The sequence below is a fragment of the Streptomyces sp. NPDC008317 genome, from assembly GCF_042955955.1.
Lineage (GTDB): Bacteria > Actinomycetota > Actinomycetes > Streptomycetales > Streptomycetaceae > Actinacidiphila.
The window spans coordinates 738323-760459 of sequence record NZ_JBIBFQ010000004.1 but is presented as its reverse complement, the minus strand read 5'-3'; the positions used below and the strand labels follow the sequence as shown (position 1 = coordinate 760459).

Genomic DNA, 22137 nt, shown 5'->3' with positions numbered 1-22137 from the left:
CTGCGGTTACCCAATGGCGCGCGCCCGCCCCCCGCGGCGGCGACAGCGCGCACCCGTGCAAGCCACCGCCCCGCAGGGCGGTACCCGCTCGTGCCCGCGCCGTGCGCGTCCGCGGCTCGCCGCCACCGCCCCGCGGGGCGGTATCCGCTCGTGCCTGCGCCGTGCGCGTCCGAGCATGCCGCCGCTGCGGTTACCCAATGGCGCGCGCCCGCCCCCCGCGGCGGCGACAGCGCGCACCCGTGCAAGCCACCGCCCCGCAGGGCGGTACCCGCTCGTGCCTGCGCCGTGCGCGCCCGCGGCTACCGCCCCCCCCGCGGCGCGCGCCCCGCGGCGCGGCCCCCCGTCGGGCGGCAGAGCCGTAGGCGGTGAGCTTCCCGCAGGGGTCAGGCGCCTTGGCGGCGGGGGATGGTGGTGAAGGTGGGGGAGGGGGAAGGGTCTTGGAAGAAGTCGTTGCCCTTGTCGTCGACGACGACGAAGGCGGGGAAGTCCTCGACCTCGATCTTCCAGACGGCTTCCATGCCGAGCTCGGCGTATTCGAGGACGTCGACCCGCTTGATGCAGTCCTGGGCGAGGCGGGCGGCGGGGCCGCCGATGGAGCCGAGGTAGAAGCCGCCGTGGGCGGCGCACGCGTCGGTGACCTGCTTGCTGCGGTTGCCCTTGGCGAGCATCACGAAGGAGCCGCCCGCGGCCTGGAACTGCTCGACGTAGGCGTCCATCCGGCCCGCGGTGGTCGGCCCGAAGGAGCCCGAGGCGTACCCCTCGGGCGTCTTGGCCGGGCCCGCGTAGTAGACGGCGTGGTCGCGCAGGTACTGCGGCATCTCCTCGCCCGCGTCCAGCCGCTCCTTGATCTTGGCGTGCGCGATGTCTCGGGCCACGACCAGCGGCCCGGACAGCGAAAGCCGGGTCTTCACGGGGTACTTGGTCAGCTCGGCGCGGATCTCGTCCATCGGCCGGTTGAGGTCGACGCGTACGACGTCGTCGTCCAGGTGCTCGTCGGTGGTCTCCGGCAGGAAACGCGCCGGGTCCGTCTCCAACTGCTCCAGGAAGACGCCCTCTGCGGTGATCTTCGCCAGCGCCTGCCGGTCCGCCGAGCAGGACACCGCGATGGCGACCGGGCACGACGCGCCGTGCCGCGGCAGCCGCACCACCCGCACGTCGTGGCAGAAGTACTTCCCGCCGAACTGCGCCCCGATCCCGATCCTCTGCGTCAGCTCGAAGACCTTCTGCTCCAACTCCTTGTCCCGGAAGCCGTGTCCGGCCGCCGAGCCCTCGGCGGGCAGCTCGTCCAGGTAGTGCGCGGAGGCGTACTTGGCCGTCTTCAGGGCGAATTCGGCGCTGGTCCCGCCCACCACGATCGCCAGGTGGTACGGCGGACAGGCCGCCGTACCCAGCGAACGGATCTTCTCCTCAAGGAACTTCATCATCGACGCCTCGTTCAGCACCGCCTTCGTCTCCTGGTAGAGGAAGGACTTGTTGGCGCTGCCACCGCCCTTGGCCATGAAGAGGAACTTGTACGCGCCGCCGTCCGTCGCGTACAGCTCGATCTGCGCGGGCAGGTTGGAGCCGGTGTTCTTCTCGTCCCACATCGTCAGCGGGGCCATCTGCGAGTAGCGCAGATTGAGCTTGGTGTACGCGTCGTAGATCCCGCGCGACAGCGCCTCCTCGTCGCCGCCCGCGGTGAGGACCTGTTGGCCGCGCTTGCCCATGACGATCGCCGTACCGGTGTCCTGGCACATCGGGAGCACGCCGGCCGCCGCGATGTTCGCGTTCTTCAGCAGGTCGAGCGCGACGAATTTGTCGTTGGGGCTCGCCTGCGGGTCGTCCAGGATGCGGCGGAGCTGCGCGAGGTGGGTCGGGCGCAGGTAGTGGGAGATGTCGTGCATCGCCTCGGCCGCGAGCAGCCGCAGCGCCTCCGGATCGACCGTGAGGAACGTACGCCCGTCCGCCTCGAAGGTGCTGACACCCTCGGCGGTGAGCAGGCGGTACGTGGTGGGGTCCTCGCCGAGGGGAAGCAGATCCGTGTAGGCGAACTCAGGCATGGGGCATTCCTCACTCGGCGGCGGCGCTGCGGCCTCCCGATTCTAGAACGCCCCCGAACGGCCGGGCGGGCCGGACCCCTAGGGGGTACTTCGGGGTAGTCGCGATCTATCGCGTCTGTGTACCGTAGGGACGTGGACGAATCGCAGCTCCAGAAGCGCGCGCAAGAGCAGCCCCAGCCGGTGCGTACGGGCAAGCCCACCGCGGAAGCGGACCTGCGGGCGTCGGACGCGGACCGGGACCGGATCGCCGACATCCTGCGCGAGGCCCTGGCCGAGGGCCGTCTGGACTCGTCGGAGCACTCCGAGCGGCTCGACCAGGTCTACGCGGCCAAGACGATGGGCGAACTGGAGCCGCTGGTACGGGATCTGCCGGTGGGCAGGACCAGCGCGCCGGCGCCCGCCCCCGCGGCCCGCGGCGGTTACCACTACGCCCCCGACCCCAGCGGCGAGAACCCGAACCTGGTCGGCATCCTCGGCGGGGCCGAGCGCAAGGGCCGCTGGCGCGTCGGCCACCGGATCACCGCGGTCGCGATCATGGGCGGTGTCGAGATCGACCTCACCGAGGCCACGTTCACCTCGCCCGAACTGGTCATCCACTGCACCGCGATCATGGGCGGCATCAGCGTCAAGCTGCCGGAGAACGTGACGCTGCGCGGCGGCGGGGTCGTCGGCATCATGGGCGGCTCCGACGTCAAGGCGTTCGAGGCGCCGGACGCCGACGCGCCGGTGGTCCGCATCGACGGCTTCGCCTTCTGGGGCGGCGTCGAGGCGAAGGCCAAGCGCGGCAAGAAGGTCAAGGACTGGACGAAGAAGAACCTCGAGAGCTGAGGCGCGGGACCGGTCGGGGGAGCCTCCGGCGCCGGGGTGAGGCGGCCTCGCGCACGGGTGAGCGGGCAGCGGCGGTTTCACGCCCCCCGACTCGGTAACGGCTGTGATTGATGGTGCGTAAGTGCGCCAAGCATCGTGCGTGTTTCCGCCATCCGCAGGTCACAGGCTTGCGGGGCTCTCGCGCCGGGCGAACACGGTGCGCATGAAGTCGCGTACAGCGGGTAGGGGTTCGAGCACGCCGCCGCACTGCCGCCGTTGAGATCCGCGCCCGCCGGGGGAGTGGTCGGTGACGCGCCAGGGTGGCAATCGCCGAGCCGTCGTCAGGAGTATCCCGTGCTTCAACCGATCGAGCCCGTCACGGACACCGCCTACCCGCCCGGTCATCCGCGGGATCTGGGCGGGCCCTGGCACTCGGAGGCCGCCTGCCGCAGTGACGAGGCGGGGCTGTTCTTCGCCCCGTCGAAGGAGCCCACTGCCGCTCGTCTGTCCCGGGAAGAGGCGGCCAAACGCGTGTGCGCGCGCTGCCCGGTGATGCTCGAATGCCGCGAACACGCCCTGCTCCAGCCGGAACCGTACGGGGTGTGGGGCGGCATGACCGCCGCCGAGCGCCGCGTGGTGCTGGCCCGCCGCCGCCGTCGCGAGGTCGAACTCCAGCGCCCCGACCCGCAGATCGCCGCCGCGGGCTGACCGTACGGCTCAGCGGCTCAGGAGTTTCGTCGGCCGGGCGCCGCCCGCCGCGCCGCATCCGGGAATACGGGGCCCGAGTGCGCCGCGGCAGGCGGCAGCCGACGTACCGAAGGACGTACCGAAGGCGGGGAGCGGGCCTCAGCGCGCCCGGTCGAAGTCGATCGCGCTGTACGCCCGCAGTTTGGACAGCCGGTGTGTGGAGTCGATCTGCCGGATCGTGCCGGACTTGGAGCGCATCACCAGCGACGAGGTGGTGGCGGTCTCCGCGCGGTACCGCACCCCGCGCAGCAGTTCGCCGTCGGTGATCCCGGTGGCGACGAAGAAGACGTTCTCGCCGCTGACCAGGTCCTTGGTGTGCAGAATCCGGTCCAGGTCGTGCCCGGCGTCCAGCGCACGGCGCCGCTCGGCGTCGTCCTTGGGCCACAGCCTGCCCTGGATCGTGCCGCCGAGGCAGGTGATCGCGCAGGCCGCGATGATGCCCTCGGGCGTGCCCCCGATGCCCAGCAGCATGTCCACGCCGGTGCCCTCGCGCACCGCCATGATCGCGCCCGCCACGTCGCCGTCGGCGATGAACTTGATCCGGGCGCCGGTCTCGCGGATCTCCTTCACGATGCCGTCGTGCCGCGGCCGGTCGAGCACCACGACGGTGACGTCCTCGGGCGCGCTGCCCTTGGCCTTGGCGACCCGGCGCACATTGACCGCGGGCGGCGCGGTGATGTCGACGTACTCGGCGGCCTCGGGGCCGACCACCAGCTTGTCCATGTAGAAGACGGCCGAGGGGTCGAACATGGTGCCGCGGTCGGCGACGGCGAGCACCGCCACCGCGTTCGGCATGCCCTTGGCGGTCAGCGTGGTGCCGTCCACCGGGTCGACGGCGACATCGCACTCGGGCCCGGTGCCGTCACCGATCCGCTCGCCGTTGTAGAGCATCGGCGCCTCGTCCTTCTCGCCCTCGCCGATGACGACGACGCCGTTCATCGAGACGGTGTGGACGAGGGTGCGCATCGCGTTCACCGCGGCGCCGTCGGCCCCGTTCTTGTCGCCCCTGCCGACCCAGCGTCCGGCCGCCATCGCGGCGGCCTCGGTGACGCGTACGAGTTCCAGTGCCAGGTTGCGGTCGGGGGCCTCCGGGCTCACTTCGAGCTGGGGCGGCAAATGCTGTTCGGTCATCACGCGCACCTTTCTGTACGAGGACGGCCGGAATATGAGGGTGTTCCGACCCTATCGGTTCGGCGCGAATATGAGCAGGGTGCACGTCACATGAGCGCCTGGGGCCCGGTGTGGGCCGGGACCCGTGGAGGGTGCGGACCCCGGCGTCCGGGGCCGTTCCCGGCATGGGGGACGATGGTCGGGTGGCAGCAGACAAACGTGGCAACAAGACCGTGCGGGACCTGGTGCTGTCGATGGCGGTGATCGGCGCCGTCGCCGCCCTCATCTACGTGTTCATCCCGCACGACTCGAAGGCCGACCCGACCAAGCCGGTCACCTTCTCGGTGGAGCTCGGCCAGGCGCGGCGCGACGCGCCGTACAAGGTGGCGGGGCCCGAGGGGCTGCCCGCGACCTGGCGGCCCACCTCGGTCACCTACAGCGCGGCCGACCCGCAGGCGGTGACCTGGCACATCGGCTTCGTCGACCCCGAGGACCAGTACGTCGCCGTCGAGCAGAGCAACGCCGCGGCCGAGCCGTACATCAAGGACGTCACCTTCGGCGCGCACCGCGACGGCGGCCGTACGGTCACCGCGGGCGGCCTGGTCTGGGAGCGCTACGCGGGGCCGAAGTACAACGCGCTGGTCCGCAAGGAGCAGGGCGTCACCACGGTGGTACTGGGCACCGGCAAGGACGCGGAGCTGACGACGATGGCCGCCGCGCTGAAGGAGCGCGGCGGCCAGTAATCGGTAGCCGGTCATACGGACATACGTCCCACCGGTAGCCGGTCATACGGACGTACGTGTGACCAGGTGCCCGGTCATACGGACATACGTCGGTCCGTCGTACGGATCAGACGGTCGTCACGACCTGCTCGTACGACAGGCGCGGGTTGCGGTCGTACCAGGCGGCCTCGCCCGGCTTGCCTATGTTGACCACGGCCAGCACCGAGTGCTCGCCGTCCGCGAAGAACTCCTTGTTGATGCCGTCGGCGTCGAAGCCGGTCATCGGGCCGGCGGCCAGACCGGCGGCGCGGACGCCGATGATGAAGTAGCCGACCTGGAGCGCGGCGTTCAGCGCGGCGGACTGCTCGCGGACCGGGCGCTCGGCGAAGATCACGTCCTTGGCCTGCGGGAAGACCGGGAGCAGGGTGGGCAGCTCCTCGTGGAACTCGTTGTCCGCGGCCAGGATCGCCACCAGCGGCGCGGTCGACGTCTTCGCCTTGTTGCCCTCGCTCATGTGCCGCACCAGGCGCTCGCGCCCCTCTTCGGTACGGGCCAGGACGACGCGCAGCGGCTGCTGGTTGAACGCGGTCGGCGCGTACTTCACCAGGTCGTAGATGGCCTGGACCTGCTCGTCGGTCACCGGCTCGTCGGTGAACGTGTTGGCGGTGCGGGCCTCACGGAAGAGCAGGTCCTGGGCGGCGGTGTCGAGCACGAGAGTCATGCGGGATCCTCAGGTCTTTCGGTCGTGCGAGGGGCGCGCGCCGGGGGGCGGCGCGTCGGAACACTCCGACCAACCTGGGTGAACGTTCAACCATTCCCTGGGGCAAGTGTGACCCCTGTCACTCCTGTGCGGTCCCCGTGACGTCTTCCGCCTCCTCGTCGTCCTCCTCCGCCGCCAGCGCCGCGTCCAGCCGGGCCCGCGCGCCCTCCAGCCAGCGGCGGCAGACCTTGGCCAGCTCCTCGCCCCGCTCCCACAGGGCCAGGGACTCCTCCAAGGTCGCGCCGCCCGCTTCCAGCCGCCGTACGACGTCCACCAGCTCGTCGCGCGCCTGCTCGTACCCGAGGGCCGCGCTGCCGCTCTCCCGGTCCGCCGTATCGGTGGTGCCTGCCGTGTCTGCCATGGGGGCAAGCCTAGGCGCGGGGTGGGACAGGTCAGGCGACGCGCACACCGGCATCACCGCGTGACGACGCCGAACCGCGCGACGCCGACATCACCGCGCGCCGCCGAACCGCGCGAGGCCGCCGCACCGCGCGCCGCCCACGCCCACCCCGGCATCACTCCGTGACGCGCACCGTGAAGTCGCCCTCGGCCACCCGCGCCCGCAGCGCGTCGTCCGGCGCCACCTCCGCCGGGTCCCGTACCACCGAGCCGTCCTCGCGCTGGAGCACCGCGTACCCGCGGCGCAGCGTCGCGGCCGGGGACAGCGCGACCACCCGCGCCAGGGTGTGCGAGAGATCCGCGTCGGCGCGCTCCAGCAGATGGCGCAGCGTACGGCGGGCCCGGTCCACCCGGTCGGCCACCTCCGCCGCGCGGCCGTCGATCATCCCGTACGGCGCCGCCATCGACGGACGGCTCAGCGCCGCCTCCAGGCCGCGCTCCTCCCGGTCCAGCAGCCCGCGCATCACCCGCAGCGCCCGGTCCCGTACCAGCTGGACGCGCGCCAGCTCCTCGCGCACATCCGGCACGATCCGCTTGGCCGCGTCGGTCGGGGTGGACGCCCGCAGGTCGGCGACCAGGTCGAGCAGCGGCGAGTCCGGCTCGTGGCCGATCGCCGAGACCACCGGGGTCCGGCAGGCCGCGACCGCGCGGACCAGCTCCTCGTCGGAGAACGGCAGCAGGTCCTCGACGCTGCCGCCGCCGCGCGCCACGACGATCACGTCGACATCCGGACGCGCGTCCAGCTCCCGTACCGCCTCGATCACCCGCGGCACCGCGCTCGCGCCCTGCACCGGCACATTGCGCACCTCGAAGCGGACGGCGGGCCAGCGCAGCCGCGCGTTCTCCCGCACGTCCCGCTCAGCCGCCGAGGCGCGGCCGGTCACCAGGCCGATGAGCTGCGGCAGAAACGGTATGGGCCGCTTGCGGTCCAGCGCGAAGAGCCCCTCGGCCGCCAGCGTCTTCTTCAACTGCTCCAGGCGCGCCAGCAGTTCACCCACCCCGACCGGGCGGATCTCCACCGCGCGCAGCGAGAGCTGGCCGCGCGGCCCGTACCACTCGGGCTTGGCGTGCATCACCACCCGCGCGCCCTCGCCGACCACGTCCGCGACCTGCTCGAAGACACCGCGGAAGCACGTCACCGTGATCGACACGTCGTGCGAGGGGTCGCGCAGCGTCATGAACACCACGCCCGCGCCCGGCCGCCGCGACAACTGGGTGATCTGCCCCTCCACCCACACCGCGCCCAGCCGGTCGATCCAGCCGCCGATCAGCCGCGACACCTCACCGACGGGGATCGGCGTCTGCGCCGAGGTGTTCAGAGCCATGCCCGCAGCGTAGTGGGCGCGACCGACACCGCCGCCGAACGGCCGCACCCCCGTACGCCCCCGCGCGTGCGATCAGCGCCCCCGTACGATGGACCCCATGACTGCCGCTACGAGCCCCCGCCGCGTCCTCCTCGCCGCCCCCCGCGGGTACTGCGCGGGCGTGGACCGGGCCGTGATCACCGTCGAGAAGGCGCTGGAGCAGTACGGCGCCCCGGTCTACGTGCGCAAGCAGATCGTGCACAACAAATACGTGGTCCAGACGCTGGAGAAGAAGGGCGCGATCTTCGTCGACGAGACGGACGAGGTGCCCGAGAACGCCATCGTGATCTTCTCCGCGCACGGCGTGGCCCCCGTCGTCCACGAGGAGGCCGCCCAGCGCAGCCTCGCCTCGATCGACGCGACCTGCCCGCTGGTGACCAAGGTCCACAAGGAAGCCGTCCGCTACTCCAAGGACGACTACGACATCCTGCTGATCGGCCACGACGGCCACGAAGAGGTCGTCGGCACGATGGGCGAGGCGCCCGACCACATGCACCTGGTCGACGGCCCCGCCGACGCCGCCAAGGTCACGGTCCGCGACGAGTCCAAGGTCGTCTGGCTCTCCCAGACCACCCTGTCGGTGGACGAGACGATGGAAACCGTGGACGCGCTCAAGGAGCGCTTCCCCAACCTGCTCTCGCCGCCCAGCGACGACATCTGCTACGCCACGCAGAACCGCCAGGTCGCGGTCAAGCAGATCGCCGCCGACGCCGACCTGCTGATCGTGGTCGGCTCCCGCAACTCCTCCAACTCCATCCGGCTGGTCGAGGTCGCCCTCCAGTCCGGCGCCGGCGCCTCGTACCTGGTCGACTTCGCCGAGGAGTGCGACGAGGCGTGGCTGGACGGCGTCACCACCGTCGGTGTCACCTCCGGCGCGTCCGTCCCGGAGATCCTGGTCGACGGCGTCCTGGACTGGCTGGCCGAGCGCGGCTACGCCGATGTGCAGGTGGTGACCTCCGCCGAGGAGTCCATCCAGTTCTCGCTGCCCAAGGAACTGCGCCGCGATCTGCGTGCCGAGGCCGCCGCCGGGGAATCCGCCAAGAGGTGACTTTTTCCCGTCACCTCTAACCTGGGGGCCATGAATATGTTCGGTGTGGACATCGGTGGTACGGGAATCAAGGGCGCTCCGGTCGATCTGGACCAGGGCGCCCTGTCGGACGATCGCTACAAGATCGACACCCCTCAGCCCGCGACTCCGGAGTCGGTGATCGACGGGGTGCACCAGGTCATCGAGCACTTCGGCTGGTCGGGCCCGGTCGGCGTGACCTTCCCCGGGGTGGTGGTGGACGGCACCACCCGTACGGCGGCCAACGTGGACGGCGGCTGGGTCGGCCTGGACGCGCGCGGGATGCTCGGCGACCGCCTCGGCCTGCCCGTGGTGGTGCTCAACGACGCGGACGCGGCGGGTGTCGCGGAGATGACGTTCGGCGCGGGCCGCGGCCGGGGCGGCACGGTCATCATGCTGACGCTGGGCACCGGCATCGGCAGCGCCCTGTTCGTGGACGGCAATCTCGTGCCCAACACGGAACTGGGCCACCTGGAGCTGCACGGGCACGACGCGGAGAAGAAGGCGTCGGTCAAGGCCCGTGAGGACGAGGACCTGAGCTGGGAGCACTGGGCGCACCGGCTCCAGAAGTACCTGGCGCACGTGGAGATGCTCTTCTCGCCCGACCTGTTCGTGATCGGCGGCGGCGTCAGCCGCAAGTCGGAGAAGTTCCTGCCCCTGGTGAAGGGGATCAGCGCCGAGATCGTTCCCGCTGAACTGCAGAACAACGCGGGGATCGTCGGCGCCGCGATGGCAGCCGCAAAGCTCTGATCCCGACGATCGCGGCGGCCAGCACCGTCCCGGCGTAGAGCCAGCCGGTCATCAGCGCCAGCCCGGTGAAGATGCCGAGCAGATGACCGGCCAGGCCGCCGCCCCCGCTGTCGGCGGTCAGCGCGATGCCCACGGCGAAGGCGATCGGCGCCGCCACCGGGGCCGCCACCAGGTCGTACGGGCGTACGTACACCGCCGCCGCCACGGACACCGCGACGAAGACCAGGCCGAAGAAGACGCCGGGGCCGTCGAAGAGCAGGACGTCGATCCCGCCGCCCGCGACCGTCACGGCGGTGGTCAGCAGCCCGGTGCCGAGGCCGGTCAGCCGTGGCCTGGGCCGCTGGGCGGTACGCAGCCGGTGGACGGTCTGCCGTACCGCGGTGGCCATGACGGCCTGCCGGGGGCGCGGGGCGCGGTACACCCCGACTGTGGCCTCTCCGCCGGGTCCCGGAGCGGCACCTGAACGCGCACTGTGTTGGTCCACCTACTTACAGTAGGCACGGCAGTCGGGTGATCGCACGGCGGGACACGCGCTTTGCCCCTCCGGGGCGGGGCGGGGCTTTTTGGCGCGCGCGTCCTCGGAGCGGTCCCCGTACCGGGTGCGGTGACGTCCTCGGGCCGGTGTTCGACGGGCGGCCGGGCGGTACGGCGGCGGCCCGTAGACTGGTGGCCGTCCGAACACCCACCAGCCCACCGCTCCGGGAAGTCTCCACGTGTCGCTCTCCATCGGAATCGTCGGTCTGCCGAATGTCGGCAAGTCGACGCTCTTCAACGCCCTGACCAAGAACGACGTGCTGGCGGCCAACTACCCGTTCGCCACGATCGAGCCGAACGTCGGAGTCGTGGGCGTCCCCGACGCCCGCCTCGGCACGCTCGCGGAGATCTTCGGGTCGGCGCGGGTGCTGCCCGCCACCGTCGACTTCGTGGACATCGCGGGCATCGTCCGCGGCGCCTCCGAGGGCGAGGGCCTGGGCAACAAATTCCTCGCGAACATCCGCGAGTCCGACGCGATCTGCCAGGTCATCCGGGCCTTCAAGGACGACAACGTGGTGCACGTCGACGGCCGCGTCTCGCCCAAGGACGACATCGAGACGATCAACACCGAGCTGATCCTCGCCGACCTCCAGTCCGTCGAGAAGGCGATCCCGCGCCTCACCAAGGAGGCCCGCCTCCAGAAGGAGAAGGCCGCGGTCCTCGCCGCCGCCGAGGCCGCCCAGGAGATCCTGGCCGCGGGTGACACCCTCTTCTCGCGCGGCATCACCAAGGGCACCGAGCAGGGCACCCTCCTCCACGAGCTGCACCTGCTCACCACCAAGCCGTTCCTCTACGTCTTCAACGTCGACGAGGACGAGCTGGCCGACGAGGACTTCAAGAACGAGCAGCGCGCCCTCGTGGCCCCCGCCGAGGCGATCTTCCTCGACGCCAAGCTCGAGTCCGACCTCGTCGAGCTCGACGACGCCGAAGCCCTCGAACTCCTCCAGTCCGTCGGCCAGGAGGAGCCCGGCCTCGCCACCCTCGCCCGCGTCGGCTTCGAGACCCTCGGCCTCCAGACCTACCTCACCGCCGGCCCCAAGGAATCCCGCGCCTGGACCATCAAGCGCGGCGCCACCGCCCCCGAGGCCGCCGGCGTCATCCACACCGACTTCCAAAAGGGCTTCATCAAAGCCGAGGTCATCTCCTTCGCCGACCTCGTCTCCACCGGCTCCGTGGCCGAAGCCCGCGCCAAGGGCAAAGCCCGCATGGAGGGCAAGGAATACGTGATGCAGGACGGCGACGTGGTCGAATTCCGCTTTAACGTGTAGCCGCTTGCGCGGAGGGCCGTCTGACCTGCGGCGGAGGAGGTGCGCGGCCTCAGGGCCCGCACCGAATCCGCAGGCGTACCGACATCTCGTCGCCCTCGTCGGGGCTGTCCGTGTACGCCTTGCCGACGGCGGCGCGGGTCCGTTCGTCGAGAGTTCCGAATTCTCGCTCTTCTTTCATTCCCCTCTCCTTCTCAGTAGGCGATACGTCAACCAGCAGACGTAGCCAATCGCCACTGAGGCAAGCGGAGGTACCCATTCGGGAGAACGCGGCCACGCTGCCCGTATGACCACCATGGACACCATGCAGCAGGTGAACCCGATGAAATTCAGAGGTTCGTTCACCCGCCACCTCCCCTGACTTCTGCTTTGCTTATTTTCCATACGATTGGCCCTCTTTAGTTTTATCGATATTGCCCTGCTCCGACCGCACAGCCAACCAGCAGGGCGCCTGGCAGAAGTTTTTTGGCCACCTTGGTCACTGCGGAAATACCTATTCCCGAGGCTCCGCCCCAGAGGCAGGCCCGGAAATAGTGATTTCGAAAGGCTGTGCTTGTATAGTGCAGGGCACTATTAAAGGGTGCGGGGGAATAGTGACGAGTGCGCTGCTTCGTCTATTTCCAGGAATTCTTGGCAACGCTTCCCCAGTCGCGGTGGAGAGGGCTCCAGCGGCTTACGTGGATCGGGTTGCGCCAGTGCCAACTGCCGAATTTACCGTCGAGGCCGTAGCAGTTGACGGGGTCGCCGTTGCAGTATTCGTAGGCGTTGGCGTTGCCGCCGGGGATGGGGTCGGTTTGGAGGAAGCGGCCGGTGGTGGGGTCGTAGAGGCGGACGCCCATGAGGGTGGCGGCGGTGAGGGTTTCGGGGTTGCCGAATTCGTCGTAGGCGAGGCGTTGGTCGATCGCGGCGGCGCATAGCGGGTCTTCGAACTTACCGAATGCCGGGTCACGCCATGTGGGCGTGACCCGGCACCTGGCCGAGATGGCTTATCAGTCTCGTCGGGAGTTCCGAATCTCCCGCACGGTGCCCACCACGACGAACACCGCCGCCACGCCGAACCCGATACGCACCCACATGTCGTCCGTCGTGATCATGGCGATTGTCGCGATTACGAGGACGAGGCCGCTCAATAGCATGCTGAATGCACTCAGATTGCGCATGTTACTTGCAGTACCCCTTTTTGTAGCTACCTGGAATCAACCCAGGATATCCAAAAGGCCACTTCAGCTTGAGGCATTTGTGGTCCGCGTATGCCCACTGGGCCTTCACCGCGATGGTCCCGGCGTTCATAAAGACCCACTTCGCGATGACCCCGACACCCGAGCCAACGAGAACTGTGGACGCCGCATTGACGATGGTGGCCGCGGTGGCGGCGCGGCCCGCCTTCTTGGTTTCCCTTCTGTTGAGGTAGATCGTCCCGCTGACCCACCCCCAGGTGACCTTGAACTGGCCTGTGAGGTCAAAGGATCTGATCGGGTCCGAAGGGTAGGTATAGGCGTTCGCGTTGCCGCCGGGCACGGAGTCCGTCTGGAGGAAGCGACCCGTGGAGGGGTCGTACGCCCTCACGCCCATAAGCATCACGCCCCCGATGTGATCGCTGCCCCGCTCGTAAGCGCCAAGCCAGCCGTAGGTTGGGGTTGCGGATGTTCCGATGGCGTTGCCGAATTCATCGTAACGGTAGACCGAGAGCGATTGGCTTGCGTCCAAGGGAAGCTGGACAGTGACGTCGCCGTGCAAATCGGTGAGCTGGAGGATCACACCACCGGTCGCGGTAGTGATGGCACTCAACCGACCTTCCAAGTCCTGAACGTTACGGGCGATAGTGCCGCCGCTCTGTGACCAGGTTGGGCTGTCACAACCGCAGCCGAAGTGGCTGACCGTGCTGCTCGTTGCTGTCCAACTGCCATCTGTTTGCTGGGTTTCCACGGTGGACAGAGAAAGCCTGTTCTCAGCGTCGAGACTCCAGCGCTCGCGCTTCCCGCCGATCGTCTCCTGCTGGAGGACGTCGTTCGCGTAGTAGCCGAGGGTAGTGCCGGTGGCCTGGACAGTGGTCCGGCCCAGTGCGTCGTAGACCGTGCCCGCTGTGGAGAGACGGTCGGCGCTGTCGTAGGTGTAGTTGACTGTGGCCGGGTTTCCGGCGGTGCCGTCGGGGTTGTCGACTGTTGTCGTGAGACTGGTGCGGTTGGTGTTCTTGTCGAAGGCGTAGGCGCGGTGGGTGATGGTGGCGTCTTGGACGTCTTCGATGTTAGTCAGCCGGCCTGCGGCATCGTAGATGTATGCCTGGTTTCCGGTGTCGGTGGTGCGGGTGACCTGCTGGCCATGGACAGTCAGGGTGGCCGAGTCAGCCGTGACGATTAGGCCGTCGTTGTCACTGGCGTAGGTGCGTGAGGTGTCGGCGCCCGTTTCGTCCCGAGTGAACGTCACGGTGTAACCGCCTGGCAGGGCCTCTGTGGCCAGGCGGCCGTCGGAGTCGTAGGTGGCGTTGAAGGTGCCTGCGACGGAGTCGGCGCGGCCGGTTTCGAGACCCCGCGGATCACTGGCGGTGTCGTAGGTGTAGGTGGTGGTCGACGGGGCCGAGTCGGTCACCCTGATGGGCCGGTCGAGGGCGTCGTACCAGGTGGTGGCCGTGTTACCCGCACCGTCGCTGTAGGAGATCTGCCGACCAAGGAGATCGTAGGTCTGGCTGGCTGTGTGGCCGCCGGCAGTGATGGTGGCCTGCTTGCCGGTCGCCTGGTCGTAGGACGTCGTGGCACCAGGCACGGCGGTGCCCATTCCTCCGGTCACCGAGGTGCCGATGGTACGTCCGGCCGCGTCATAGCTCGTGGTAGTGGTGCGGGTGCTGCTGCCCGCCGTGTCGGTGACGGTGGCGGTGTTGCCCCACCGGTCGTAGGTCGTGGTTGTGGTGGGCAGTTGCGACGGGTTGGCGCCGCCGCCGGTGATCGCACTGGCCGGGCCGGTCGAGCAGAGCAGGTCGGCCCATTCAGGTCGTCCGTTGCAGGCGCCGGTGCCGGTCGCGGACCAGTAGGCCGTGACGGTGGCCCCCGCGTCGGTGCCCGTGGACTTGGGCAGGGTGGTCTTGATGACGCGGCCCTGAGCGTCGTAGGCGGTGGTCCTGACCAGGTTCAGTCCGGCCGGGTCGGTGACCGTAGTGGTGGGCAGGCCCTTGGACCAGTCGTATCCGGTGGTGCTGGTCCGGGTGTCACCGTCACTGGTGTAGGCGTCGCCCGCGTGGACGTCGGCGCCGATGGTGACGGTGGTCGGCTGGTTGGTCACGGTGGCGGTGCCGTTGGTCGGGCGGCCCTGGTCGTACGCGGTGACGGTGTGCGCACGTGCCGGGACGAAGGACCCTGCGGGCAGGCTGGTGCCGCCCGCGGTCGCGGGCAGGGCCTTGGCAAGGGTGACCATGTGCAGGGGGCCGGACTTCTCCAGCTCCCGCTGGCCGGCGTTGGCCGGGTCGGTGTCCTTGTTCGTACCGGCGTCGGCCGCCACGCTTGTGGTGTTGAACACCGATACGGTCGACAGCAGTTGGGCCCGCTCGGCGGACGGCAGAGCGTCAATGCCGAGTTGTTGCTGCTCGGCCAGGCTGTCGCCGTCGGTGGCGAGGGCCAGTTCACGGTTGGCTGCGGTCAGCTCACGGACGGTGTGACCGTACCGGTCGTACTCGGTGGTGGTGATGTGTGCGCCGGGGTTGGCGGTGTTGACCTGACGGCCCGAGGCGTCGGTGTAGGCGATGATCGCGCGCTGGTAGGCGTTGGCGGTCAGCGCGGCGCCGTCGTGCGACGCGGGTACGGCGTCCGAGGGGAACAGCGCCGTCGCGTCCGAGGGCGCGTCGCTCTGCCCCCAGGCGGTGACGTCGCCGCCGGACATCGGGTAGGGCGCCTTACCGCCGCTCAGCGGCACGTCGTAGACCAGGTTCGTGCTCGCGGTGCCGTTGGTCTGGGTGGCGCTTCCGGGGGTGAGCGTCGGCCGGGAGGCCGACAGCAGCATCCCGTCGCCCGCCGTCGCGGTGTTCCCGGCGCTGCCGTAGGCGAACGTCCACTGCAGTTCACCGGGCGGGGTCAGCGTGGTGATCCGGCCCGCGCTGTCGTAGTCGTAAGCCGTCTTCAGCGACGGGCTGATACGCGGATCCCACTGCTGGCGCAGGCGGCCGGTGGTGTCGTAGGCGTACTGCGCGACCGTGACCGCGGTCGCCGCGGACGCGCCGGGGTCGGTTCCCCACAGTCTGATCTGGGAGACCTGGTCGTTGAAGTTCCCGAACACCGAGGCGGTCGCGGTCGTGGCCGTGGCGTACACGTATTCCAGTACGCGGCAGCCCTTGGTTCCGGGAGTCGTGGTGCAGGTGGACTGCGTCACCGCGGACGTCGGCGCGATCACCTACTTCGGGCGGGCCAGGAACGTATTGCCGACCGGGATCTTCTCCGAGACGACCTGGGTGGTGGAGTTGGTGGTCGGCAGGAACGTCGAGGTCACCTGCCACGTCGTGGCCGAGGGGTCGACCTTCGCGAACGTGGTGGTCGTGCCTTCGCTGTCTTTCAGGGTGAAGGTGCCGGTGAGCAGGGAGCCGGTCAGTGTCAGGTCCTCCGCGCCCGGTTCGGGCTTCCACCCGCCGCCGGAGGCCGCGGTGAACCCGGTCGGATCACCGTCCGCATCGACCAGCGCCACCGACCTGTCCGACGCCTTACGGAGGTAGGACCAGTCCGAGCCGGTGATCTCGGCGGTGGTGCCCGCCGTCCACTGCGGACCGAAGATCGCCGCCTGCCCCTCCTGCGCCGACCCGTTCGTGGGACGGCGGGAGGAGGCGCTACGGGTGACGGTGAGATCGAACCCGGAGGCGTCCGTGGCCGACAGCGAGGCGTCACCGGTCAGGGCGTTCACCGAGGCCGGACCCGCGCTCAGCAAGGGGGCGGTGCCCGCGTTGCGGTCCACGGTAACGGTGTTCACGGGCGAGTTGTCGCTCGTCGTGCCGTCGGTGAACACCGCCCGGACATCGACAGGACCGTCCTGCGTGAACGTGTCGGTGATGTTCCAGGTCAGCGCGACCGGTTCTCCGCCCGGCGCGGCCAGCGGCCAGGAAACGACCGGCGCACCGGATGAACGGACGGTCACATGGGCAGTGGGCACGTTGTGCCAGATGTCGGTCTCACCGATCCGGTACTGATAGGTCACACCGGTCTCGGCGGGCTTGCCCTGCCCGGTCAATGCCACGCGGCGGGCTGGCCGGTCACCTTGCGCCGGGGTCAGCAGCGCCGCACCGGATCCGGCGTAGAAGACGTAGTACGTACCGGAGGCGAGGTTCCCGGCCTTGTCATGGGTCTTCGCGATCAGCGTGTGCTTACCCGCCCTGAACGTCAATGACTTGGTGAACGCGGCGCCTGTGGTGGAGGTGTAGGTCCAGGCGCCATCGTCCAGCTGCCAGGCCACCAGGCCCACGTCCGTACTGGGCGGGGTGAAGGTGAAGGAGCCGGTGAAGTTCCCCGAGGCGTCTGGGGTGCCGGACCAGGCCCCCGCCGGAAAAGCGGTGGAGGACACGGTGGTGTTGGCCGGTGCCTTGGTGTCGATGATCAGGGACTTGGCCGCCGTCCACGCGGAATAGTCGCGGCCGTCGTACGCCCTGACCTTCCACGTGTAGGAACCGTCCGCCAGAGCCGTGGACACCTTCCACGTACCAGCAGTGCCGGAGTTGACGAACGCCGAACTCCCCGAAGCCTTGACGGTGGTACCCGACAGCACCTGGTAGTCAAGACGCACGGTGTCACTGTTGGCGTCGGTGGCCTTCGCCGACAGCGTCGGAGTCGCACTGGCCGCGTAACCGTCGGTCGCCGTCGGCGAGGCCGCCAGCGAAGTCGGCGTGGTGGGCGGGGTGTTGTACGTGATCGACAGTGACGCGGCGCTGGAGAACCGCTTGAACTGCACCTCGTTGGTCTCACTGCTGGCGACCAGCACGAAGCAGATGGTCTGCCAGTGGTTCGCGGCGGCGTTGGTGACCTGGTTCATGAAACTGAACGTCCCCGACGGGCTGGACGTACACGCCGGACCGAAGTTCACCGAGCTCTGCTGGGCGACCTTCCCCGGCGCGTTGGCCCACGTGGTGGAGGCGTCGAAGACATTCGTGGACCACGCCTGGACACCGTAGGACGTGGTGCCGCACGACGCGGAATAGCTCTCCGTCATCTTCATGTCGGCGCTCAGCACCGTGCCACCCCAGATCGCCGAGGGAATGCCGACGCGGTAGTAGGTCCGCTCGATTCCCTTCGGCGAGGAAAACCCCTGGTACCCGACACCGTTGCCGTTCGATGGGCTGGAGTCGTAGTTCGACGTGTTCGGATACGCCTGCTGTACCTCGTTCCAGTGCAGGCGGCTGCCACTGGCCGGGTGCGGCACATAGGCGGGGTCGATGTAGACCGGGAAGACGGTGCTCTTCGCCGTCAACAGCCCACGGTCGGGCGTCAGATGGAGCTTGCGGTCCCGCAACGTGGTCTTCACCGCCGCATGGTGGGCGTGCGAACCCGGCCCCTGGGCGGTGGAACGGGTGCCCGCGCGGGGCTTCGCCTTGTCCGCCTCCGCGGGCGCGAGCCCGGCGATGCTGTTCCCGCCGCCCGCCACAGCGGGCTCGGTACTGGTCGCGGAGTCCCACATCACCGGCGCCGGAGAGTTCACCAGCAGACGGCCGGTGCCGTCGGTCACCGTCAGATTCCCGCCCGCGTCCGTCGCCGCGATGACGCCGTTGCTGGTCGACACGCTCTGCACCAGATCCGACAGCCCCGGGCCGGAGGCCGCCTCGGCGGACTTGACCACCAGCGTCTCCTCCACCCCGCCCTTCAGCGAAGCGGTCAACTCAAGGTCCACGTCCTTCAGCACGTTCGCGTACGTCGCCTTCGCACCGGACAGCACCGGCATCGGCAACGCCGTCGGCCACGTCAGCGACAGGTTCTTGCCGTCGACCGTCAACGAAGCCAACGGCCCCGAACCACCGCCGGACAGCACCAGATCCGCCTCGGCCGCCACCGGCACGACACTGCCATCGGCCCGCAACTGGAGCGTGGGGTCCAGATTCACCCACGAGCCGCCGCGCTGGGTCCACTTCGGCTCCGCGAACGCGGTGTACGTCACCGTTCCGTCGGCGTTCACGAACGTCTGCGAAGCATCCGTACGCTCGCTCAACGCCTCGATCCGCCGGCCCTGCAACCGTGCCATCAGCCGCGCCGACAGCACATCCCGCGCCTCCGCCGCCCCGTACGACGGCGCCGACACGACGGTCCCTTCCCGCTGGGACCGAGGAGCGGCGAACGCCACCCCCGAATCCGCCGCGACCGTCGCCGCCTCAACGGCCAGCGCCAACACCACAAGCACCGACACCCGCCGCAACCACAACGACGAGCAAGACGATGAACGTGCGTGTCTCAGACCGCCCGGCGCGGAACGCCGAGCACCCCCCCAGAACATCCCCACGACCCCTCCTCGTCAGAACCCCCAAGGCGCAGAGCTGCCCCCGCGACTAGAAAACGGTCGGATCTTCACACATCCATCACACGGAGGGGAGTAGTTCAAAGGAACTGCCATGTGGAGCTAAAGGGCAGGCATAGACGACTTGAGTGAGCCGAAGGCTCAGTCGGCTCGCCAAATAACTGCAGACCGTCACGAATCACCGCTTGCGTAGCAACTAAAAGCCGCGTATCGCACCTGAAACACTTGACGAAGTGAGCGTCATCACACCTTCGCCGCCCCGCTGTACCTCCGCAGAAGAAGCCGGGCACTTCCTCGGACGCCGGGAGTTATCCGTTCTGCTGTGCGGCGCACTGCCCTTCATCGCGCCATGGCTGCGGCCTCGAAACCGTCCTGGGCAACGCCTCGGCGGCGCCACCCAGGATGGCGCGTCGCAGCGCGGCATCCGGGACGTTCTCGCGCACCACGCACTCTTCGCCTGGAACGGCTCGGCTGAGGCCGAAAAGGCTATCCCCCCGCCTCCCGTAGTCCGCTTGCGAGCGGCAAGCGGGCATCACCGCATGGCGGCCGTCGCGGCGCGGAAAACCGGTGAGGCGGTTGCCGCTGAAATGCGACGATGTGGCTGTTTTGCAGGGTGGTTGTTCGTTTTGCGTGCGCGGGATGTGGCGGTGAGCTGACCGCCTCGGTGTCGCAAGTTGAGCTGCCGGTCGACGCGTATCAGAGGTACGGGAACGCGGTGCAGCTCCCGGTGCTCATGGCGCGGGGCACGTTCACGGTGGACCCGGAGCCCAGCGGGCAGCCGTGGCGGGGGTGGGAGGAGATCGATCCGTACGAGACGGCGGCCCGGGGCGTCTTCGCGCCGGTCACCGGGCTGTCCTACGGGGTGCCCGGCCCTTCACCGTCGACAGCATGCGCGGGCGCGCCCTTGCGGGGTCCGCTGGTCCTCACCCACTCCCGCTGGGACCGGGCGACGGGCTTCTGGCATCTGCGGGCGGAAGGGGCGTCGGGGATCGGCCACTCGGGCGTCGGCAGGACGCCCGTACCGCAGTCCTCGATCCGGCTGCGGACGACGCGCACCGCGTACCGGCTGGACGATCTCGACCACCGCATCGTGAACGTGGACGCGGGATGGCTCTACCGGGGTGGTTGGGGGACCCGGCTGTCGCCCGCCGGGGCGCACTCGGACTTCCAGCATCCGGAGTCCTCGCATCTGCTGCTTTCGCTCGCTTCGCACTCGCGGTGACTCGGCCGGTGGGCCGGGGGGCGGGGCGGATGGCGGGGAAGTGGAGCGGGCCGCCCGGGGGTTGAGGGCGGAGCTCCTGGCGGGGGACGAGGACGGGGTACGGGCGGTGCGCCCGCGGGGCGGGGCGGCGCCGGAGGGGGCGAAGGGGGACGCGCATTCGTGGGCGGCGCTGGTGATCACGCCGGCGGCGTCGGGGGGGTGCTGACGAGGTTGATCACGGCGGTCAGCGGCTGGCTGGCGCGGCAACGGCCGGACACGACGGTCGTGTGGGAGGTCGGCGGGGACCGCATCACGCTGCCGGGGGCGACCGGGGCCGAACGGGCGCGGCTGATCGGAATCCTGGCCGCACGGCACGACGACGCGTAGCCACGACGACGCGTCGTCAGGAAAGCGGGCGGGAGCGCCAACGCGCAGCCGGGCCAGGGGCGTTCAGGCGGGAGAGCCCGCGCGCTCGAGGCGCAGCGCGGAGACCAGGAAGAAGACCCCGCCGAGGAAGGCGTAACCCGCGAGATCGCGCAGGGAGGGATCGTCCTTGCCCGCCTGGGCCGCGACGTCAGGGCCTCACGCGGGCCTCAATGGGGCTTCCTCTCTTGGCGGTTCGGCGGTGAGGCCCCTGAAGGTGGTGCGGCCCCACTGGGAGGCGCAGTCGACTGATATGCCGTCAGGCGCCAACCGCTCGTTGAGCCGTACGATCCGGGCCTGCAAGGCGCGGCGGGTCATCGGCTCGTCGGCCGCGCCGAGCAGGAGGCACAGGTCGTGGCAGCACCAGGGGCGCGCGGTGGTGCGGAGGATGTCGAACAGGACCTGCTGGGTGCCGCGTTGGGGGCGCGGCGATCCGTGGTGCGGTGCGTCCGGCGGCCGGCGGGGCGAGGACCTGGTGTCGAGCCAGCGCCGTTCGGCGAGGATGCGGCCGGCCAGTTCACGGGGGTCCGTGTCCCGCGGGATGACGTTGGCGGCGCCGGCCAGCAGCAGATCAGCGGAGTCCGTACGGTCGGGCACCAGCACCACCACGGACGACAGGTGGCTGAGGGCGTGGACGCGCTGGCCCAGATCGCCGGTCCCGCGCGGGCTCGGGACGTCCAGCAGGGCGAGGGGGGTCCCGGCCCTGCGCAGCAGCGTGCGGTAGGCGGATTCCGAGCCCCAGGGGTGGCACAGCGCGGGCAGAACGTGGTGGGTGCGCAGGGCGCGCAGCAGGGCCGGGGTCCGCTCGCGGTGCAGCGAGAGAACGACGCTCACGGGATACGTGAACTGCTCCTCGGCCGGGACGGAGCGAATTAACTTCTCGCCAAACAGGTCAATAGGCATGGCAATGCCGCTGACACGGACCTCTCCTGTGGACGGTCACGGGAGCCGGGGACGGCACTCGGGTGCGGGAGGCGGGGGACGGGGGACGGGACGCGATGTTACTGACGGCGATCCCCGATTCCCCGTGGCTGAGCACGGGTTGGTCACCGTCTGAGCACGATCGGGCCCCGTGCTGAGCGTCCGGAGGGGCAGGCGGGAGAAGGGCCGGAAGGCCGGCAGGGCCGTCGGTCGCGGTCGGCCGCCGTGCTCCCGGCCGGGTCATACGGTGGGCGGCCACGCGGCGTTGGCCGGTCCGACACCGTGGTGCCATTGGGGTCTGATATATCTGGATGCCTGAATGACCCAACCAATAGGGCCGATTATCGCTCCACAGGGATAGGCAGTGCACCGGCCGCCGAGCAACGTCGTTCCGGTCGGCCGGGATTGGGCAGGGGAGGGCAGGTGGTGGGGTGTCTCCCACACGTCCGCGAGCGGTACGCGTCCGGTACGGCACGAGGTGACGGACATCGTTGTCCCGTCGCTCCCGCGCTGACACCGCGCGGGCCGGTCTCTCGTGGCGCGAGATGAGGACGCATCCGCCCGG

20 protein-coding genes are annotated in these 22137 nt (G+C 69.7%); 8 read left to right on the top strand and 12 right to left on the bottom strand.

The features are described 5' to 3' along the window. Window positions 1–383 precede the first annotated feature (383 nt). Window positions 384–2039, bottom strand: coding sequence for a FumA C-terminus/TtdB family hydratase beta subunit (locus ACFY9V_RS16635; protein WP_391049208.1), 1656 nt, complete (start codon window positions 2037–2039; stop codon window positions 384–386). Window positions 2040–2171: 132 nt separating this feature from the next. On the opposite strand from ACFY9V_RS16635, the gene ACFY9V_RS16630 reads away from it, so the two are divergent. Further along, the gene (locus ACFY9V_RS16630; protein ID WP_355347952.1) at window positions 2172–2867 is read left to right on the top strand and encodes a DUF1707 domain-containing protein; all 696 of its coding nucleotides are present in this window, start codon (window positions 2172–2174) and stop codon (window positions 2865–2867) included. A gap of 333 nt (window positions 2868–3200) precedes the next feature. Further along, window positions 3201–3554 carry a WhiB family transcriptional regulator gene (locus tag ACFY9V_RS16625; RefSeq protein WP_188281299.1) on the top strand — a complete coding sequence of 118 codons (354 nt, stop codon included), beginning with the start codon at window positions 3201–3203 and terminating at the stop codon, window positions 3552–3554. Window positions 3555–3692: 138 nt separating this feature from the next. On the opposite strand, the gene glpX is transcribed toward ACFY9V_RS16625, so the two are convergent. Further along, window positions 3693–4724 carry a class II fructose-bisphosphatase gene (gene glpX / locus ACFY9V_RS16620; RefSeq protein WP_355347954.1) on the bottom strand — a complete coding sequence of 344 codons (1032 nt, stop codon included), beginning with the start codon at window positions 4722–4724 and terminating at the stop codon, window positions 3693–3695. 164 nt (window positions 4725–4888) lie between these two features. Between glpX and ACFY9V_RS16615 the strand changes: the two genes are divergently transcribed. Next, window positions 4889–5446 carry a DUF4245 family protein gene (locus ACFY9V_RS16615; RefSeq protein ID WP_391049212.1) on the top strand — a complete coding sequence of 186 codons (558 nt, stop codon included), beginning with the start codon at window positions 4889–4891 and terminating at the stop codon, window positions 5444–5446. A gap of 106 nt (window positions 5447–5552) precedes the next feature. Here ACFY9V_RS16615 and ACFY9V_RS16610 read toward each other — a convergent pair whose 3' ends face one another. The 3 genes from ACFY9V_RS16610 to xseA form a co-directional block, all read right to left on the bottom strand. Then, window positions 5553–6146 (bottom strand): malonic semialdehyde reductase, encoded by a 594-nt coding sequence (locus ACFY9V_RS16610; RefSeq protein WP_391049214.1) that lies wholly within the window; start codon window positions 6144–6146, stop codon window positions 5553–5555. A 118-nt stretch (window positions 6147–6264) separates the two neighbouring features. Beyond that, window positions 6265–6546 (bottom strand): exodeoxyribonuclease VII small subunit, encoded by a 282-nt coding sequence (locus tag ACFY9V_RS16605; protein WP_355347963.1) that lies wholly within the window; start codon window positions 6544–6546, stop codon window positions 6265–6267. Between the two features lie 154 nt (window positions 6547–6700). Next, complete coding sequence (gene xseA / locus ACFY9V_RS16600; protein ID WP_355347966.1) at window positions 6701–7909, bottom strand: exodeoxyribonuclease VII large subunit; 1209 nt, start codon at window positions 7907–7909, stop codon at window positions 6701–6703. An 88-nt stretch (window positions 7910–7997) separates the two neighbouring features. Here xseA and ACFY9V_RS16595 point away from each other — a divergent pair, with 88 nt between their 5' ends. Beyond that, on the top strand, window positions 7998–8996 hold the full coding sequence (locus ACFY9V_RS16595) for a 4-hydroxy-3-methylbut-2-enyl diphosphate reductase (protein WP_355347969.1): 999 nt from the start codon (window positions 7998–8000) through the stop codon (window positions 8994–8996). Between the two features lie 30 nt (window positions 8997–9026). After that, the gene (gene ppgK, locus ACFY9V_RS16590; protein ID WP_355347972.1) at window positions 9027–9764 is read left to right on the top strand and encodes a polyphosphate--glucose phosphotransferase; all 738 of its coding nucleotides are present in this window, start codon (window positions 9027–9029) and stop codon (window positions 9762–9764) included. On the opposite strand, the gene ACFY9V_RS16585 is transcribed toward ppgK, so the two are convergent. Then, window positions 9685–10248 (bottom strand): DUF6542 domain-containing protein, encoded by a 564-nt coding sequence (locus ACFY9V_RS16585; RefSeq protein WP_391161686.1) that lies wholly within the window; start codon window positions 10246–10248, stop codon window positions 9685–9687. The two genes, ppgK and ACFY9V_RS16585, sit on opposite strands and share 80 nt — an antisense overlap. Before the next feature lie 229 nt (window positions 10249–10477). On the opposite strand from ACFY9V_RS16585, the gene ychF reads away from it, so the two are divergent. Then, window positions 10478–11566, top strand: a complete 1089-nt coding sequence (ychF, locus tag ACFY9V_RS16580) for a redox-regulated ATPase YchF (RefSeq protein ID WP_355347978.1) — start codon at window positions 10478–10480, stop codon at window positions 11564–11566. 49 nt (window positions 11567–11615) lie between these two features. Here the strand turns inward: ychF and ACFY9V_RS16575 are convergent, their stop codons facing one another. The 5 genes from ACFY9V_RS16575 to ACFY9V_RS16555 all read right to left on the bottom strand — a co-directional run bounded on the left by ACFY9V_RS16575 (window position 11616) and on the right by ACFY9V_RS16555 (window position 18919). Continuing rightward, complete coding sequence (locus tag ACFY9V_RS16575; protein WP_391161685.1) at window positions 11616–11744, bottom strand: hypothetical protein; 129 nt, start codon at window positions 11742–11744, stop codon at window positions 11616–11618. Window positions 11745–12177: 433 nt separating this feature from the next. Beyond that, a complete protein-coding gene (locus ACFY9V_RS16570) occupies window positions 12178–12465 on the bottom strand; it encodes an RHS repeat-associated core domain-containing protein (protein WP_391161745.1) in 288 nt (95 codons plus the stop codon). Between the two features lie 87 nt (window positions 12466–12552). Continuing rightward, a complete protein-coding gene (locus tag ACFY9V_RS16565) occupies window positions 12553–12723 on the bottom strand; it encodes a hypothetical protein (RefSeq protein WP_391161684.1) in 171 nt (56 codons plus the stop codon). Window position 12724: 1 nt separating this feature from the next. Next, window positions 12725–15937, bottom strand: a complete 3213-nt coding sequence (locus ACFY9V_RS16560; RefSeq protein WP_391161683.1) for an RHS repeat-associated core domain-containing protein — start codon at window positions 15935–15937, stop codon at window positions 12725–12727. Continuing rightward, a complete protein-coding gene (locus tag ACFY9V_RS16555; RefSeq protein WP_391161682.1) occupies window positions 15938–18919 on the bottom strand; it encodes a hypothetical protein in 2982 nt (993 codons plus the stop codon). A 772-nt stretch (window positions 18920–19691) separates the two neighbouring features. Between ACFY9V_RS16555 and ACFY9V_RS16550 the strand changes: the two genes are divergently transcribed. Both ACFY9V_RS16550 and ACFY9V_RS16545 read left to right on the top strand, forming a co-directional pair. Then, a complete protein-coding gene (locus ACFY9V_RS16550; RefSeq protein ID WP_391161681.1) occupies window positions 19692–20249 on the top strand; it encodes a hypothetical protein in 558 nt (185 codons plus the stop codon). A gap of 198 nt (window positions 20250–20447) precedes the next feature. Then, window positions 20448–20615 (top strand): hypothetical protein, encoded by a 168-nt coding sequence (locus ACFY9V_RS16545; RefSeq protein WP_391161680.1) that lies wholly within the window; start codon window positions 20448–20450, stop codon window positions 20613–20615. Window positions 20616–20810: 195 nt separating this feature from the next. On the opposite strand, the gene ACFY9V_RS16540 is transcribed toward ACFY9V_RS16545, so the two are convergent. Beyond that, window positions 20811–21554, bottom strand: a complete 744-nt coding sequence (locus ACFY9V_RS16540; RefSeq protein WP_391161679.1) for a hypothetical protein — start codon at window positions 21552–21554, stop codon at window positions 20811–20813. Window positions 21555–22137: the final 583 nt, after the last annotated feature.

Bases quoted from the DNA above. Each gene is read 5' to 3' on its own strand.
- ACFY9V_RS16635 (WP_391049208.1), bottom strand. From the start codon at position 2,039: ATGCCTGAGTTCGCCTACACGGATCTGCTTCCCCTCGGCGAGGACCCC.
- glpX (WP_355347954.1), bottom strand. From the start codon at position 4,724: ATGACCGAACAGCATTTGCCGCCCCAGCTCGAAGTGAGCCCGGAGGCC.
- ACFY9V_RS16615 (WP_391049212.1), top strand. From the start codon at position 4,889: ATGGGGGACGATGGTCGGGTGGCAGCAGACAAACGTGGCAACAAGACC.
- ACFY9V_RS16610 (WP_391049214.1), bottom strand. From the start codon at position 6,146: ATGACTCTCGTGCTCGACACCGCCGCCCAGGACCTGCTCTTCCGTGAG.
- ACFY9V_RS16605 (WP_355347963.1), bottom strand. From the start codon at position 6,546: ATGGCAGACACGGCAGGCACCACCGATACGGCGGACCGGGAGAGCGGC.
- xseA (WP_355347966.1), bottom strand. From the start codon at position 7,909: ATGGCTCTGAACACCTCGGCGCAGACGCCGATCCCCGTCGGTGAGGTG.
- ACFY9V_RS16595 (WP_355347969.1), top strand. From the start codon at position 7,998: ATGGACCCCATGACTGCCGCTACGAGCCCCCGCCGCGTCCTCCTCGCC.
- ppgK (WP_355347972.1), top strand. From the start codon at position 9,027: ATGAATATGTTCGGTGTGGACATCGGTGGTACGGGAATCAAGGGCGCT.
- ACFY9V_RS16575 (WP_391161685.1), bottom strand. From the start codon at position 11,744: ATGAAAGAAGAGCGAGAATTCGGAACTCTCGACGAACGGACCCGCGCC.
- ACFY9V_RS16565 (WP_391161684.1), bottom strand. From the start codon at position 12,723: ATGCGCAATCTGAGTGCATTCAGCATGCTATTGAGCGGCCTCGTCCTC.
- ACFY9V_RS16540 (WP_391161679.1), bottom strand. From the start codon at position 21,554: ATGCCTATTGACCTGTTTGGCGAGAAGTTAATTCGCTCCGTCCCGGCC.